Raw genomic sequence first — 13,320 nt, 5'->3', positions numbered from 1 at the left:
TCCGGACGCGGAGTTTACGGGCGCGCAATACTCCGGTCGGCGGAGGGTCGGTTCCTAGCCCGTCGTGCGGACGGGCTGCGGGATCGACCGTCGGGCCCCCGCCGCACCCGCCAGCCGCACGTGCCCGCCGCGGGCGGCACGGTACGCGACGGCGTTGCGACCCGCGGCCTTCGCCGTGTACAGCAGCTGGTCCGCCTCGCCGATCAGCCGGTCGACGTCCGCGATCCGGCCCTCGGCGTGCGCCACCCCGATGCTGACGGTGACCCGCAGCTCGTCGTGCAGCTCCGACCAGTCGAACCGCGCGATCCGCTCGCGCGCCTGCTCGCTGATCTCGACGGCCTGGGCGAGGTCGCGCCCCGGCAGGACCAGGGCGAACTCCTCGCCGCCGTAGCGGGCGCAGAAGGCGGTCTCGGGCAAGGCCGCGTCGAGCTCGGTGACCATGCGCTGCAGGACGCGGTCGCCGAACAGGTGCCCGTGAGTGTCGTTGACCAGCTTGAAGTGGTCGATGTCCACCAACGCCAGGCACAGCCCGATCCGCAGGTCCACCTCGGACAGGAGCGCCGCGAGACGCTCGTCGAGGTAGCGACGGTTGTAGCTCGCCGTCAGGCTGTCCCGGCGGCTCTGCTCGCGGGCCTCGGCGTGCTCGCGGCGCAGGCGGTCCAGCTCGTCCTGCGGCGGCTCGCCCTGCAGCAGCCGGACGGCGGAGCAGAGGTGGGTGTAGGCCTGCTCCCAGGATCCCTCCGCCGCGAGCCGTTCGGCGGCGGCGGTGTGCAGCGCGGCGCGGTTGCGCGGCGACAAGGGCGGGGTGTCCTCGGCGACCGGTGCCCCCTGCACCAACGCCCGGACCGTGCCGGTCTCCATCCGATCACCTCCCCCGACGTCCCTATTCTCGTCGTGACGTCTGGGGTTCTTGAGGCTGATGAGACGTTGTTACCCGTTCGCGTACGGTCCCACCCGACCGGGCGAGGGGCACCGGTCACCCGCCGGAGTGCTCCAGCTCGGCACCGAAGGGGACCGAGGGGTCGTCCGCGTCGTCGAGCCAGTGCTCCGGTAGGACCACCTTGCCCGGCGAGCCCTGCCGCCCGCGGGGCCCCTCGGCGTCCGCCGGGAACTCCTGGTCCAGGTCCAGCTGGGCCAGCAGCTCGTCCAGCTGGTCGATGCTCTCGACCATGCCGAGCGCCCGGCGCAGGTCCCCGCCGACCGCGAAGCCCTTCAGGTACCAGGCGACGTGCTTGCGCATGTCGCGGATGCCCTTGTGGTCACCCATGTGCTCGCACAGCAGGACCGCGTGCCTGCGCAGCGTGGTCGCGACCTGCCCGAGGTTCGGGGGCGCGGGCAGCGGGCGACCGGCGAACGCGGCCTCCAGGTCCCCGAACAGCCACGGCCGACCCAGACACCCCCGCCCGACGACGACGCCGTCGCACGCGGTCTCCCGCACCATCCGCAGCGCGTCCGCGGCGGAGAAGATGTCGCCGTTGCCGAGCACGGGCGTGGTGGACGGCAGGTGGTCCCGCAGCCGGGTGATCGCGGTCCAGTCCGCCTGCCCGGAGTAGCGCTGGGCGGCGGTGCGGGCGTGCAGCGCGACGGCGGCCACCCCCGCGTCGACGGCGATCCGGCCGGCCTCGAGGAAGGTGTGGTGCTCGTCGTCGATGCCGATCCGCATCTTGACCGTGACGGGCAGGTCACCGGCATTGTCGACGGCGGCCGTCACCAGTCGCTCGAACAGCCGCCGCTTGAACGGCAGCGCCGCACCCCCGCCCCGCCGGGTCACCTTGGGCACCGGGCAGCCGAAGTTCATGTCGACGTGGTCGGCCAGGTCCCGCTCGCGGATCATCCGCACGGCCTGCCCCATCGCCGCCGGGTCCACCCCGTAGAGCTGCATCGACCGCGGCTGCTCGTCCGGGTCGAAGGCGATCATCCGGAAGGTCAGCGGGTTCTTCTCCACCAGCCCGCGGCTGGTGATCATCTCGCAGACGTAGAACCCCGCCCCCTGCTCCCGGCACAGCCGCCGGAACCCCGGGTTGGTGATCCCGGCCATCGGCGCGAGCACGACCGGCGTGCTCACCTCGTGCCGCCCGATGCGCAGGGGCGGCAGCACCGGTCGGGTGGCGGGGGCGGTGTCGAGCAGGGTCACGGTGCCCCATTGTCCACCTCCGCGACACCTCGGGTGGTGCGACCCCGATCGCGGTACCCGAGCCGCTCCCGCGCGGCTCCCGCACCGCAACGGCCGGACCTGCCGGGTCCAGTAGGCTCAGAGGTCCGGGCCTCTAGCTCAATCGGCAGAGCAGCGGACTTTTAATCCGCGGGTTCAGGGTTCGATCCCCTGGGGGCCCACCACTTCCGAGCAGCGATTGTCTGGCCGCTCGGCACCCGATTGCCTTGGTCGTGACACGAGTTGTGACACCACAGGGCGCTACGCCGCTGGTCATGCCACGTGCCGGGGCGTGCAGACGTACGCGGGGGAGCATCGACCCGCTGCCCAGTGGCGCGCTCCGGGTGCGCGTGCACGCCGGCGCCGACCCCGTGACCGGTAGGCGGCACGCGCTCGTCGAGATCGTCCCTGCCGGTGCCACGACAGGCCGCTGAGGCAGCGTGGACCCGGCTGCTCAACCAGGTCGACGAGCGTCGGCGCCCACGGACTGGGGCGACGGTGAACCAGCTGCGGGCTGCGCCGGCGAGATCTCGACCTGGACCGAGGGACGATCACGGTCGCTCGCAGCATCGCTCAGTGAGACGGCCGGGCCTGGGGGATGACGACCACGACGCATCAGCAGCGACGGCTGGCGTTGGACGACGAGACCGTGCAGCTCCTTCGCGCGCACCACGAGACGTGTGCCGGGCGGGCGGAGGTGCCCCAGGTCGTTCTGGGCACCGACGCGTTCGTGTTCTCGCTTGCGCCGGACGTCTCGTCGCACCTGATGCCGTGGCGGGGCGCTTGGGCCATGGTGGAGGCGGCACGACGACGCGCCGGGTCTGCACCGCCCGGGTCGCGGAATCGGACCAACGCGCGGCGACGAACCTGCTCGTGCGTCGTGGCCTGCCACCCTTACGAGGTACTCGCCGTCGAGCTTCGAAGGCAGGTCGAGACCGGAACCTGGACGGAGTGGCTGTCGTCGGACAAGGAGCTGGCTCGGGCGCACGACGTCTCGGTCGGGACGGCCCAACGCGCCATCACACTCCTGGCCGAGTGGGGCGGGTGTCGGTCCTGCCGGGCAGAGGTGTCCGAGTACTCGCCCGGACAAAGCAATAACCCCGGTGATGTAGCTCGCCGTGGAGGCGGCCAGGGATCGCTCCGGGGTCTTCGTCCACCGTCGTACGGAGGACAACGCACAGTCTCGAGTCCGAGACTGCCCCCGGCAGCGCTACAGCGACACCTCTCGGCACCGCGGCTCGCGCCCTACGTCGCCGCGTGAGTTGTGCGGATTGCGCGGATGACGGCGCGTAGCGATCAGCGTCCGGGGTGGAGGCCTTGAGCCGCGTAGTACGCGCACGTTCGAGTCGCGATCGGGAGCGGGACGTCGACGGCCACCGGGTAGAGGTCGTGCTCGACGATCGCGGTGAGGGGAACGCTGAGCGCGTCGAGGTCTCGGAGCAGCTCGGGCATGCTGGGCTCGCCGAGGTCGGGTTCGACCATCGCTCCGGCCTGGACGGCTTGGGCGAAGGGCAGGTTCTCCTCCCGCACCCGCTTGAGGACGACGGGGTCGATCGACTTGAGGTGGACGTAGCCGATCCGCGCGGAGTGCTTGGCGACGATGGCGCGGTTGTCGCCGCCTGCGTAGGCGATGTGGCCGGTGTCGAGGCAGAGCCACACGGTGGTGGGGTCGGTCACCTCGATGAAGCGGTCGACTCGATCCTCGGTGTCGACGTGGGTGTCCGCGTGCGGGTGGAACATCTGCTTGACCCCGGACTCGTCGAGCAGGACGCGGCCGAGTTCGGAGTGTCCCTGCCCGAGCAGCGTCCACTGCTCGGCGGTGAGCTCAGCGGGTTCGAGCAGCTCGCCGGTGTAGAGGTCGGAGTACATGGCGGGAAGGGTGACCAGGTAGGGGGCGTCCATCTCGACGAGGAGCGCCGCGATGCGGCGGCATTCGTCCAGCGCGTCGCCGAGCGCGTCTGCTCCGCGGTGGAGCGCCGTCCCGGCGGTGGCGCCGGTGAGGGTGAGGCCGCGGCTGCCGAGTTCGTCGCGCAGGCGCTCCGCGTGGGTCGGCAGGTAGCCCCAGGGGCCGAGTTCCACGGCGCTGTAGCCGGCTGCGGCGGCCTCGTCGAGGAACCGGTGCCACGGGATCTGCGCGGGGTCGTCCGGGAACCAGACGCCCCAGGAGTCGGGTGCCGTGCCGAGGTGGAGATTCAGCAGTGGCGGGTTGGTGCTCACGTGCATCCCTGGGGTCCTCAGCGGTCGATGGTGAACGCGGAGCGGAAGCGGTCGAGGGCCTGCCCGGGCTCGGCGGAGGCCCAGCCTTCGAGGCCGACGACGCCGTCGTAGCCGAGCCGATCGAGCGCGGCGGCGACAGCGGGGTAATGGATCTCGCCCGTACCGGGCTCGCAGCGCCCGGGGACGTCGGCGACCTGGATCTCGCCGATCAGGGGCAGCGCGCGTTCGACGAGCTGCACGAGGTTCCCCTCGCCGATCTGGGCGTGGTAGAGGTCGAGGTTGAGGCGCATGTGCGGGTTGTCGACGGCGTCGACCAGGGCGATCGTGTCCGCCGCGGTAGCGAACGGCGTGCCGGGGTGATCGACCGCGGTGTTGAGGTTCTCGAGGGTGAACACTCGGCCGGCACGCTCGCCCAGCTCGGCCAGCCTGGTGAGTGTCTTGGCGGCGGTGAGCCACATCGTCGGAGTGACGAACTGCGAGGGGGCGACGGGCAGGCCCCTGCCGTCGAGCCCGGTGCCGTGCAGGTTCAGCCGCGGGCAGTCGAGCTGCTCGGCGATCTCGAGGGACTCCTCGGCGGTGCGCAGCAGCTCCTCGGCTCCGTCGGGGTCGGCCAGGGTGCCGGAGACGTAGCCGGTCATGGAGGAGTACGTCGCTCCGGCGGCGCTGAGCGCGGCGACGTCCTTCCGTGTCCAGTCCCAGATCTCGACCTCGTAGCCCAGCTCGGAGATCCGCCGGACGCGGTCGAGGAAGGGCAGGTCGACGAACACCATCTCCGCGGAGACGGCGAGCCGATAGGTGCTGCCGGTGTCGATCGTGCTCACTTTGCGACCTCGGCAATGGTGATCGGGCGGTTCTCCCGGACCGAGCGGGCCGCGGCCTTCGCGATCGCGAGCGCGGCCCGGGCGTCCTCGCCACCGACTGGAGCCGGAGCGCCGGTGCGCACCGCGTCGATGAACGCCGCCAGCTCGGCGATGTAGGCGCCGGCGAGGAGTTGCTGGTCGCTGCGGGCGGTGTCGATCGCGCGGCCGGTGGCGCCGGAGAAGACCATGCCGGTGGCCCGGCCGTCGCCCATCGTGGCCATACCGGCGGAGCCGAAGACCTCGCCGCGGACGTCGTAGCCGTAGGCGGCCTGGAAGCAGGCCTCGGCGACCCCGATGGCCCCGTTATCGAACTTCACGGTCACCACGGCGGTGTCGAGCAGGCCGCGATCCTTCCACGCGGGTTCGACGAGTGCGTCCGCGGTGGCGTGGACCTCCACCGCCTCGGCGCCGGGGTTGAGGAACCGCAGGGTGTCGAAGTCGTGGATCAGCGTCTCGTTGAAGATCGTGTCCGCGGGCACGCGGGCGGGATCGAAACCGCCCGGGTCGCGGGTGACCGAACGCAGCAGTCGCGGCGTGCCGACGACGCCCTGATCCAGCAGCCCGCGGGCGGCGGCCCAGTCCGGGACGAAGCGCCGGTTGAACCCGACCTGGAGGACGACGTCGGCTGCGCGCACCGCGTCGATGGCCCGATCCAGGTCAGCCGGCTCCAGCCCGGCAGGCTTCTCGCAGAACACGGCCTTCCCGCTCCGCGCGGCACCGACGATCAGCTCGGCGTGGAAGCGGGCCGGCGCGGCGATGACGACGGCGTCGACGGCCGGGTCGGCGAACGCCCGGGCCGCATCGGTGTAGGCGGCGGGCGCGTCCCACTCGGTGGCGAGCGTGTCGGCGGTGCCGGGAGCGGGATCGACCACGGCGACCAGACGGGCACCTGGGAGTCGCCGAGCAAGCGTTTCGCCGTGATAGGCGCCCATGCGGCCCGATCCGATCAGGGCGACACCGACCGGCGAACCACTGTTGACCCGGCTCATCTCAGACCTTCCTCGAGTTGCATGCCCACGAGTACGAGCTAGAACGTTATAGCGGGGAGTATGTGGCAGGCGGCCGCAGCGCGTCAACGGCTTCGACCTATAACGTTCTAGGCGTTCTTGGCTAGACTCGCCGCATGACGCAGGAGCCCCCGACCCGTCCCCGGCGCGCGACGCTCGCCGATGTGGCGGCCCGGGCGGGAGTGTCCGTGCCGCTGGTGTCGATCGTCATGCGGGACGTGCCCGGCGCGAGCGATGCGACCCGGGAACGGGTCAAGAAGGCCGCGGACGAGCTGGGCTACCGCCCGGACAGCCGCGCACGGATGCTGCGCAGCAGCCGGACGCAGCTCATCGGGGTCGTGTTCGGGGTGCAGCACCCCTTTCACGGCGATCTCGTCAGCGGCCTCTACTCCGCCGCCGACGCAGCAGGCTACGAGCTCGCGCTCAGCGCGGTCACTCCCGGCCGCAACGAGGAGCGCGCTGTGGCGAGCCTGCTGCAGGACCGATGCGAGGCGCTCATCCTCCTCGGCCCTACCCTGCCGACTACCGAGCTGGCGAATCTCGCCGACCGGATGCCCGTCCTCGTCGTGGCCCGCCCCGTGCGCAGCCGCGTTGTGGACGTCGTGCGTACCGACGACGCCGCGGGCATCCAGCTCGCCGTCGACCACCTCGCCGAACTCGGCCACTCCCGGATCGCGCACATCGACGGCGGACGCGCTCCCGGCGCCGCCGAGCGCCGACGCGGCTATCGGGAGGCGCTCGACCGCCACGGCCTCGACGACGCGCTGATCCTGCCCGGAGGCCTCACCGAGGACGACGGAGCCGCAGCCGCCCGCCGACTCCTCGCGGCATCACCACGGCCCACAGCCGTCACGGTGTTCAACGACCGGTGCGCGACCGGGGTCCTCGACGTCCTGCGTCGCGAAGGTGTGTCGGTGCCTGGTGAGATGTCCGTGGTCGGCTTCGACGACAGCAGCCTCGCGCGCCTCTCCCACGTCGCCCTCACGACCGTCGCCCAGGACGCCGAGCGGATCACGGCCCTCGCAGTCTCCCGCGTCATCGCTCGGCTCGACGGCCACCCCGCACCCGACGAACGCGAACAGGTCATCGCGCCCCACCTCGTGGTCCGCAGCACCACTGCGCCGCCCCGGCCGGGGCTGCGGCGTCCGGCCGGTCCCCATCCGGCGTGCGACGCGGGCCCACTCCCTCTTCCGGGCCCGCTGGGATGAACCGTCCTGGGGCCCACCATCGGGTCAGCGGCGGTAGGTGATCGCGAAGTCGAGCTCCCACGTCCGTCCACCGTCGTGGGACTGCTCCCAGCGGCCGTCGATGGTCGAGGCGTCGGAAGCGATCTCGCCGAGGAAGCGCTGGGCGAAGTCGAGGGGGCTGAAGTCGGGCTCGGTGCGCAGCAGGGTCCACCTGCCGTCGGCGAGGGTCATCCGGAGGAGTCGGGTGACGCCGCGGGAGTCGAAGTAGTGCTGGAGGTAGCCGTCGCCGTCCGGTGCGATGACGGCGATGCTGTCGGGGATCGGGTCGGGCGCGTTCGAGCGGGCCAGCAGGTACGCGCCGCCGAGTGCCCACTCGAACGTGACGGTGCCCTGCAGGGAGTCCGGGTCGCCGACGCCCCACGCGGGCGGCGCCGTCGGTCGTACCGTCCACTCGCCCACCAGGACGTCGAGGGCGGCGAGGGCGGGGCTGCGGTCGTCGGTGGTCATGTTCTGGAGACCGCCGTGACGCCGCCGACTCATCGGACCGAATCGCCACGGGTGCGGCGGGCGAGTCATCCGGGACACCAGCAGAAGGAGCAGTCATGCCCCAGCCCACCGTCGTCCTCGTCCACGGCGCGTTCGCCGACGCCGCGAGCTTCGCCCCCGTCGTCACCGAGCTGTTGTCGTCGGGGGTGACGGTGCGGGTGCCCGCGGTGCCCAACCGCAGCCTGCTGGGGGACGCGGAGTACATCGCCTCGGTCGTCCGGGCGATCGACGGGCCCGTCCTGCTGGTCGGGCACTCGTACGGCGGCGCGGTGATCACCCTCGCGGGCGCCGAGGACAACGTGGTCGGGCTGGTCTACCTGGCCGGGTACGTCCTCGAGGAGGGGGAGAGCCTCGCCGAGCTGCAGGGCCGCTTCCCCGACTCGCCGCTCGCGACCGCCCTGGTGCAGACCCCGTACCCGGGCGGCGTCGACATCACTGTGGACATCGAGAAGTTCCCGTCGATCTTCGCCGCGGACGTCGACCCCGCGCTGGCCGCGGTCCTCGCCGTGGGGCAGCGGCCCCTCGCCTACGCCGCTTTCGGTGAGGCCGCGCCGGTCGCGGCGTGGAAGTCGAAGCCCAGCTGGGGTGTGGTCGCGTCGTCGGACACGACGATCAACCCGGACGTCGAGCGGTTCGGCTACGAGCGGGCAGGCGCCACGGTGACCGAGATCGACTCCTCCCACCTGGTCATGCTGTCGCACCCGAAGGAGGTCGCGGACCTGATCCGCACCGCGCTCGCCGCCGTGGGCTGACGGGCGGCCCGATCGTCGGCGGCGACGGCCGAGGGGGCGGGCGGGAGCGTCGCCGCGGGGTGATCAGGTCACGGTTGCGCCGCGGTTCCCCGACGCGTGCTCAGTCGTGTCCGGTGTGTGCCCCCAAGTGGTCAGACTGCGCCTCCCGTTCCCCCTTCGGAGGTCGTCATCACCGCCATCGCCGCCGCCGTCCTGTTCGCCGTCGCGCTGATCCTGCACCTGGCGCAGCTGTCCCTCGGCCCGCTCGACACCACCGCGTTCATGCTGGCCGGGCTGTTGCTCGCCGCGTTGCACCTGGCCGGGGTGGGCACCGCCCGGCGCGCCCGTCGCCGGTGAACGTGGTCAGGACGGGACCGTCTGGGTGCCCAGGACGACGGCGAGGGCCAGCCGGTCCGCGTCCTCGGTGCCGGGCTCGGCCGTGTAGACGGTGACGCGCAGGTCGTCCAGGACGACGAACAGCGTGTCGCAGTCGAGGGTGATGGGGCCGACCGCGGGGTGGTCGACGGTCTTGCGTCGGGAGGCGTCGGCCGCGGGCGGGGCGTCGGCGTCCCACAGCTCGGTGAACCGCGGGCTGCCCGCGGCCAGCGCGGAGATCAGGCGTCGGAGCGCACGGTCCGCGGGGTAGCGCGACGCCGTCGTGCGCAGGTCGGCGACGAGCCGGGCCTCGTGCTCGGCCTGCTCGCGCTCGGTGTGGACGACCCGCGACGGCATCCGGGTGACGTTGCGCCAGACGGCGTTGCGGTCCAGGCCGCGCAGGCTCGTGGTCTCGCCCATCAGCGCGTCGTAGGGGGCGTTGGCCAGTACGAGGGTCCAGCTCGCGTCGTACACGACGACCGGTGTGTGCGAGAGCCGGTCGAGCAGCCGCTGCACGCTCGGAGGGATCCGCGACGGCACGACGTCCGGTCCGGGCGCCGCGTGCCCGGCCAGCCGGAAGAGCAGGTCGCGATCGGGGTCGGACAGCCGCAGAGCCCGGGCCAGCGACTCCACCACCTGCGCCGACGGCGTCGTCGCACGCCCCTGCTCCAAGCGGGTCAGGTAGTCGGCCGAGATCCCGGCGAGCCCGGCGAGCTCCTCGCGGCGGAGCCCGGCGGCCCGTCGTCGGCGGCCCACCGGCACACCGACGGCCTCGGGCGCCACCCGGTCCCGCCACCGGCGCACCGTCCGGCCGAACTCCCACGTCTCCACGCCCACGAGTCTGCGCGGGCCCGCACCCGTTGTCCTGGCCCCGGTGGTCCTACGACAACGGGACGACTGCCTCCGGCACGGCCGGTCCCGCAGCCTGGGGCCATGACCGATCCCGGAACCGTTCTCCTCACCGGCCCGACCCGCAACCTGGGCCGACACACCGTGCTGGCGATGGCCGACCGCCCCGCCGCGCGGCGCCCCGATCTCCTCCTCGTCGGGCGCGCCGGCGCGGACCTGACCGCGGTCGCGGACGAGGCCCGGGCGCGCGGTGCCCGCGTCCACGAGATCGGCTGCGACCTGTCGCGCCTGGCCGACGTCCGGGCCGCCGCGACCACCGCGCGGGACCTGCTCGCCGCCGGGACCGTGCGGCCGCTCCGCGCGCTCGTCGCCAATGCCGGCGTGATGTCCTCGGACACGCGACGGGCCTCGGCCGACGGCTACGAGACGACGTTCGCCGTGAACTTCCTCGCCCACGCCCAGCTCATCGGGGACCTGCGCGGTTCCCTCACCCATCCCGCCCGGGTCGTGCTGCTCGGCTCGAACACCTACCACGCCAACGTCTGGCGGCGGCTGCTGCACGTGCCCGCGGCCGAGTGGGCCGATCCCGTCGAGCTCGCCCGCCCGGCGGCCGTCGACGGGGGCATGACCGCCTCCGGCATCGCCTACTCGAACGCCAAGCTGGCGATCCTGTACTACGCCCACGAGCTGCAGCGCCGCGTCGGCGACGGGATCGCGGTGTCGGTCTTCGAACCGGGGTGGATGCCCGGCACCGCGCTGGGCCGCGGAGCCCCCGCGGCGGTCCAGGCGATCAGCCGCGCCCTCGACCGCGTGCCGGGCGTCTCGACCCCGCGCCGGTCGGGGCCGCTGCTGGCGGCGGTGGCCCTCGACGACGAGTGGGCGCACCTGCGCGACGGGGCGTTCGTGGTGAAGTCCACGATGACCGAGGTCCAGCCGATCGCGCACGACCGCGCCCGCGAGCGCCGCCTGTGGGAGGCGACCGCCGAGCTGCTGGACGGTGCGGGACTCCGGCCCCGCCCCGGCGGCGCCGACCCGGGTGCCGTCGGAGGTCACCGCGGGGCTGCGGACCCGACGGGGTAGGTCGGCAGGTCGATCGCCTCGGCGGGCGGGGAGAACAGCCTTCCCACCAGCCCGCCCGTCCGCGCCGCGGCCGCCGCGGCGATCCGCAGCACCGCGTCCTGACGGCCGCCCCGGCACGGCTGCGCGGGTTGGCGATGCGCGGGGCGCCCGGCGGCAGCTTCCGGGCCTTGTCGACGTAGGGCCGCATGATCCGCTCGTAGCGCGCGAACGCGGTGCGGCGGTCGCGCGTCGCCAGCTCGCAGGCGAGGACGTACGCGCCGGTCAGCGCGAGGCTTGCTCGCGCCGGAGAACAGGATGCTGGGCACGGTTTCCTGGGACAGGGCCTCGCCGGGATGTACTCCACGACCGCTGGTCTCGCCGGGCACCGCGCTCCTGGCCGACCACCTGGAGGCGCTCGGGGTGTCCTACTCCGGCATCTTCCCCCACCACCGCGCCGACGGCGACGTTCTCCGCACGAAGTCCCTGCACGGGATCCGGATCACCGCCGACGACGTGGTGGTCGCCTCCGACCACGGCCGCGAGCTGCTGGACTACGCCCTGGCCGACCTCTCTAGAGCGGCGTGAGGACGGCGATCCGGTACCCGTCCGCCGCGGGCACGAGCTGGTAGCAGAACCGCTCGCGCGGGCTGCCGCCGTAGGACCAGGTGACGTCCGCCCACACGCTCGCCGCCGACTCGGCGAGCACATCGACCTGCGGCGACGCCTCGTCGACCCCCTCGTACTGGTCCCAGTTCGAGGCGAAGAAGGCTTCGGTCTCGGCCTCGTCGGTGACCGGGATCGACCGCCCCGGGAACACGATCAGCGCGGGCACGGCGTACATGCGGGCGATCGCCGCGGCGTCGCGGGCGAGGAGGGCCTCGGCGTAGTCGGCGAAGAACTCGGAAACGGTCATGACGGCGACGCTAGGAGCTGAACAGGACACGCCCGTGTCGTGTTCACTGATCCGATGGACCCGGGTCATCTCGCGCTGCGGCGGGTGGAACGCCACCAGCGTCTCGTCGAGCGGCTGCACGCGGCCAGGGGCCGTCGGGTGGAGATCGCCGAGCTGGCCCGCGAGCTCGGGGTGTCGACGAGGACGGCGGCGCGGGACGTCGAGCGGCTGCGGCTCTCCGGGGTGCCGATCGAGACGCGGCAGGGCAGGCACGGCGGGGTGTCGCTCCGCGCGGCGGGCTCGGTCACGGTGACGCTGGACTTCCCCGAGGTCGCGGCCCTGCTGGCCAGCCTCGCCACGCTCGGCCCCACGGTCAGCGACAGCGCCGCCGCGGCGATGCGGACGTTAGCGGAGGCGATCCAGGACCTGTCCGGCGATCGCTGACGCCAGCCCGACGGGCACGGCGTTGCCGATCTGCTTGGCGATGTTCGTCTTCGAGCCGCACCACGCGAAGGTCTCCGGGAACTCCTGCAGCAGCGCCGCCTCGAGGTGGGTGATCACGCGGTCGTGCTCCGGGTGCAGGTAGCGGCCCTTCTCCGGCTTGAAGAACTCGGTGCGGACGGTCAGCGAGGGCCGGTCCCACCACAGCCTGCCCATGACGTCCGTGGTGCCGGTCGGCTTCTCCCGCCAGCACCGGGGGAGCAGCTCGTCCGGCAGGTCGAAGCGGCCGCCGCCGGGCGGGATGCTCGCGTAGCGGCGCAGCGACAACGGCGTGGGGTTGCGTCCGAAGTGGAGGTCCAGCCACTTGAAGACGCCGGGGATCTCCTGTCCGAGGAACCGCGTCCGCGCGGCGGGGAGCTCGGTGGTGGAGGGCCGGTCGGGGAGCGCGGCGATGGTGTCGCGGACGGTGCGCCACGTCGTCCGGTCGTGCGTGGGCGCCGGATGCTCGACGGCGCCGACCCGGGATCCGATGACGATCGTGCGGGTGCGCCGCTGGGGCACGCCGTAGTCCGCGGCGAGCAGGTGGGCGTGGGTGAGGGTGTAGTCGGCGATCATGCCGCCGTCCGCCTCGTCCAGCAGCAGCGCGAACTCGGGGCTGCTGCGGAAGCGGTCCACGTTCTCGATCACGAACACCTGCGGCCGAGCCTCCTGCACGAACCGCAGGTACTGCTTCCACAGCTGGTTGCGGGGATCGTCGACCGACTTGCTGCCGAGGTTCGAGAAGCCCTGGCAGGGCGGCCCGCCGATGATCACGTCCGCCTGCGGGATGTCGGTGACCTCGGCGACGTCGCCCCAGTGCATGTGGGACTCGCCGAAGTTCGCCGCATACGTCGCCGCGGCGTGCAGGTCGTGCTCGACGGCGAGCACCGGCGTGAACCCGTGCCGGACGAACCCGCTGGTCATCCCGCCGCATCCGGCGAAGAGGTCGATCAGCGTGGGCACAC

At 72.7% G+C, this 13,320-nt stretch carries 16 protein-coding genes and 1 tRNA gene; 7 read left to right on the top strand and 10 right to left on the bottom strand.

The features are described from left to right. Positions 1-54: 54 nt before the first annotated feature. Together ABD993_RS09735 and dusB are read right to left on the bottom strand one after the other, a co-directional pair. Entirely contained in the window at positions 55-861 is an 807-nt protein-coding gene (locus ABD993_RS09735; protein ID WP_345414895.1) for a GGDEF domain-containing protein, read from the bottom strand. A gap of 115 nt (positions 862-976) precedes the next feature. Further along, positions 977-2,134, bottom strand: coding sequence for a tRNA dihydrouridine synthase DusB (gene dusB, locus ABD993_RS09730; protein ID WP_345414894.1), 1,158 nt, complete (start codon positions 2,132-2,134; stop codon positions 977-979). A gap of 127 nt (positions 2,135-2,261) precedes the next feature. Between dusB and ABD993_RS09725 the strand changes: the two genes are divergently transcribed. Next, a tRNA-Lys gene (locus ABD993_RS09725) sits at positions 2,262-2,337 on the top strand. A gap of 1,111 nt (positions 2,338-3,448) precedes the next feature. On the opposite strand, the gene ABD993_RS09720 is transcribed toward ABD993_RS09725, so the two are convergent. The 3 genes from ABD993_RS09720 to ABD993_RS09710 are packed head-to-tail and all read right to left on the bottom strand — an operon-like array spanning position 3,449 to position 6,218. Continuing rightward, positions 3,449-4,369, bottom strand: a complete 921-nt coding sequence (locus ABD993_RS09720; RefSeq protein WP_345414893.1) for a TIM barrel protein — start codon at positions 4,367-4,369, stop codon at positions 3,449-3,451. Positions 4,370-4,386: 17 nt separating this feature from the next. Next, the gene (locus tag ABD993_RS09715) at positions 4,387-5,190 is read right to left on the bottom strand and encodes a TIM barrel protein (protein WP_345414891.1); all 804 of its coding nucleotides are present in this window, start codon (positions 5,188-5,190) and stop codon (positions 4,387-4,389) included. Then, the gene (locus ABD993_RS09710; protein ID WP_345414889.1) at positions 5,187-6,218 is read right to left on the bottom strand and encodes a Gfo/Idh/MocA family oxidoreductase; all 1,032 of its coding nucleotides are present in this window, start codon (positions 6,216-6,218) and stop codon (positions 5,187-5,189) included. The genes ABD993_RS09715 and ABD993_RS09710 overlap by 4 nt, the downstream gene beginning before the upstream one ends. A gap of 134 nt (positions 6,219-6,352) precedes the next feature. Between ABD993_RS09710 and ABD993_RS09705 the strand changes: the two genes are divergently transcribed. Further along, on the top strand, positions 6,353-7,444 hold the full coding sequence (locus tag ABD993_RS09705; RefSeq protein ID WP_345414887.1) for a LacI family DNA-binding transcriptional regulator: 1,092 nt from the start codon (positions 6,353-6,355) through the stop codon (positions 7,442-7,444). 24 nt (positions 7,445-7,468) lie between these two features. Here the strand turns inward: ABD993_RS09705 and ABD993_RS09700 are convergent, their stop codons facing one another. Continuing rightward, positions 7,469-7,930 carry a hypothetical protein gene (locus ABD993_RS09700; protein WP_345414885.1) on the bottom strand — a complete coding sequence of 154 codons (462 nt, stop codon included), beginning with the start codon at positions 7,928-7,930 and terminating at the stop codon, positions 7,469-7,471. A gap of 95 nt (positions 7,931-8,025) precedes the next feature. Between ABD993_RS09700 and ABD993_RS09695 the strand changes: the two genes are divergently transcribed. Both ABD993_RS09695 and ABD993_RS09690 read left to right on the top strand, forming a co-directional pair. Further along, positions 8,026-8,721: an alpha/beta fold hydrolase gene (locus tag ABD993_RS09695; protein ID WP_345414883.1), complete on the top strand. Its 696-nt coding sequence runs from the start codon at positions 8,026-8,028 to the stop codon at positions 8,719-8,721. A 117-nt stretch (positions 8,722-8,838) separates the two neighbouring features. Further along, a complete protein-coding gene (locus ABD993_RS09690; RefSeq protein WP_345414881.1) occupies positions 8,839-9,057 on the top strand; it encodes a hypothetical protein in 219 nt (72 codons plus the stop codon). A 6-nt stretch (positions 9,058-9,063) separates the two neighbouring features. On the opposite strand, the gene ABD993_RS09685 is transcribed toward ABD993_RS09690, so the two are convergent. Next, positions 9,064-9,906 carry a helix-turn-helix transcriptional regulator gene (locus ABD993_RS09685; RefSeq protein ID WP_345414879.1) on the bottom strand — a complete coding sequence of 281 codons (843 nt, stop codon included), beginning with the start codon at positions 9,904-9,906 and terminating at the stop codon, positions 9,064-9,066. Positions 9,907-10,008: 102 nt separating this feature from the next. Here ABD993_RS09685 and ABD993_RS09680 point away from each other — a divergent pair, with 102 nt between their 5' ends. Continuing rightward, positions 10,009-11,004 (top strand): SDR family NAD(P)-dependent oxidoreductase, encoded by a 996-nt coding sequence (locus tag ABD993_RS09680; protein WP_345414877.1) that lies wholly within the window; start codon positions 10,009-10,011, stop codon positions 11,002-11,004. Here the strand turns inward: ABD993_RS09680 and ABD993_RS09675 are convergent. Then, entirely contained in the window at positions 10,974-11,096 is a 123-nt protein-coding gene (locus ABD993_RS09675; RefSeq protein WP_345414875.1) for a hypothetical protein, read from the bottom strand. The two genes, ABD993_RS09680 and ABD993_RS09675, sit on opposite strands and share 31 nt — an antisense overlap. A 307-nt stretch (positions 11,097-11,403) precedes the next feature. On the opposite strand from ABD993_RS09675, the gene ABD993_RS09670 reads away from it, so the two are divergent. After that, positions 11,404-11,568, top strand: coding sequence for a hypothetical protein (locus ABD993_RS09670; protein WP_345414873.1), 165 nt, complete (start codon positions 11,404-11,406; stop codon positions 11,566-11,568). Here ABD993_RS09670 and ABD993_RS09665 read toward each other — a convergent pair. Further along, positions 11,555-11,896, bottom strand: coding sequence for a DUF4440 domain-containing protein (locus ABD993_RS09665; RefSeq protein ID WP_345414871.1), 342 nt, complete (start codon positions 11,894-11,896; stop codon positions 11,555-11,557). The genes ABD993_RS09670 and ABD993_RS09665 overlap by 14 nt on opposite strands. Before the next feature lie 54 nt (positions 11,897-11,950). Between ABD993_RS09665 and ABD993_RS09660 the strand changes: the two genes are divergently transcribed. Then, a complete protein-coding gene (locus ABD993_RS09660; protein ID WP_345414869.1) occupies positions 11,951-12,319 on the top strand; it encodes an HTH domain-containing protein in 369 nt (122 codons plus the stop codon). On the opposite strand, the gene ABD993_RS09655 is transcribed toward ABD993_RS09660, so the two are convergent. Next, on the bottom strand, positions 12,281-13,318 hold the full coding sequence (locus tag ABD993_RS09655) for a DNA cytosine methyltransferase (protein ID WP_345414867.1): 1,038 nt from the start codon (positions 13,316-13,318) through the stop codon (positions 12,281-12,283). The genes ABD993_RS09660 and ABD993_RS09655 overlap by 39 nt on opposite strands. Positions 13,319-13,320 lie beyond the last annotated feature (2 nt).

The organism is Pseudonocardia xishanensis, from assembly GCF_039541715.1.
GTDB classification, from domain to species: domain Bacteria; phylum Actinomycetota; class Actinomycetes; order Mycobacteriales; family Pseudonocardiaceae; genus Pseudonocardia; species Pseudonocardia xishanensis.
Note: the sequence above shows the minus strand (reverse complement) of the source record. Positions and strands in the feature narration are given on the sequence as shown.

Coding starts and splice junctions, on each gene's coding strand:
- ABD993_RS09735 (WP_345414895.1), bottom strand. CDS start 861: ATGGAGACCGGCACGGTCCGGGCGTTGGTGCAGGGGGCACCGGTCGCC.
- ABD993_RS09710 (WP_345414889.1), bottom strand. CDS start 6,218: ATGAGCCGGGTCAACAGTGGTTCGCCGGTCGGTGTCGCCCTGATCGGA.
- ABD993_RS09705 (WP_345414887.1), top strand. CDS start 6,353: ATGACGCAGGAGCCCCCGACCCGTCCCCGGCGCGCGACGCTCGCCGAT.
- ABD993_RS09700 (WP_345414885.1), bottom strand. CDS start 7,930: ATGACCACCGACGACCGCAGCCCCGCCCTCGCCGCCCTCGACGTCCTG.
- ABD993_RS09695 (WP_345414883.1), top strand. CDS start 8,026: ATGCCCCAGCCCACCGTCGTCCTCGTCCACGGCGCGTTCGCCGACGCC.
- ABD993_RS09680 (WP_345414877.1), top strand. CDS start 10,009: ATGACCGATCCCGGAACCGTTCTCCTCACCGGCCCGACCCGCAACCTG.
- ABD993_RS09665 (WP_345414871.1), bottom strand. CDS start 11,896: ATGACCGTTTCCGAGTTCTTCGCCGACTACGCCGAGGCCCTCCTCGCC.
- ABD993_RS09660 (WP_345414869.1), top strand. CDS start 11,951: ATGGACCCGGGTCATCTCGCGCTGCGGCGGGTGGAACGCCACCAGCGT.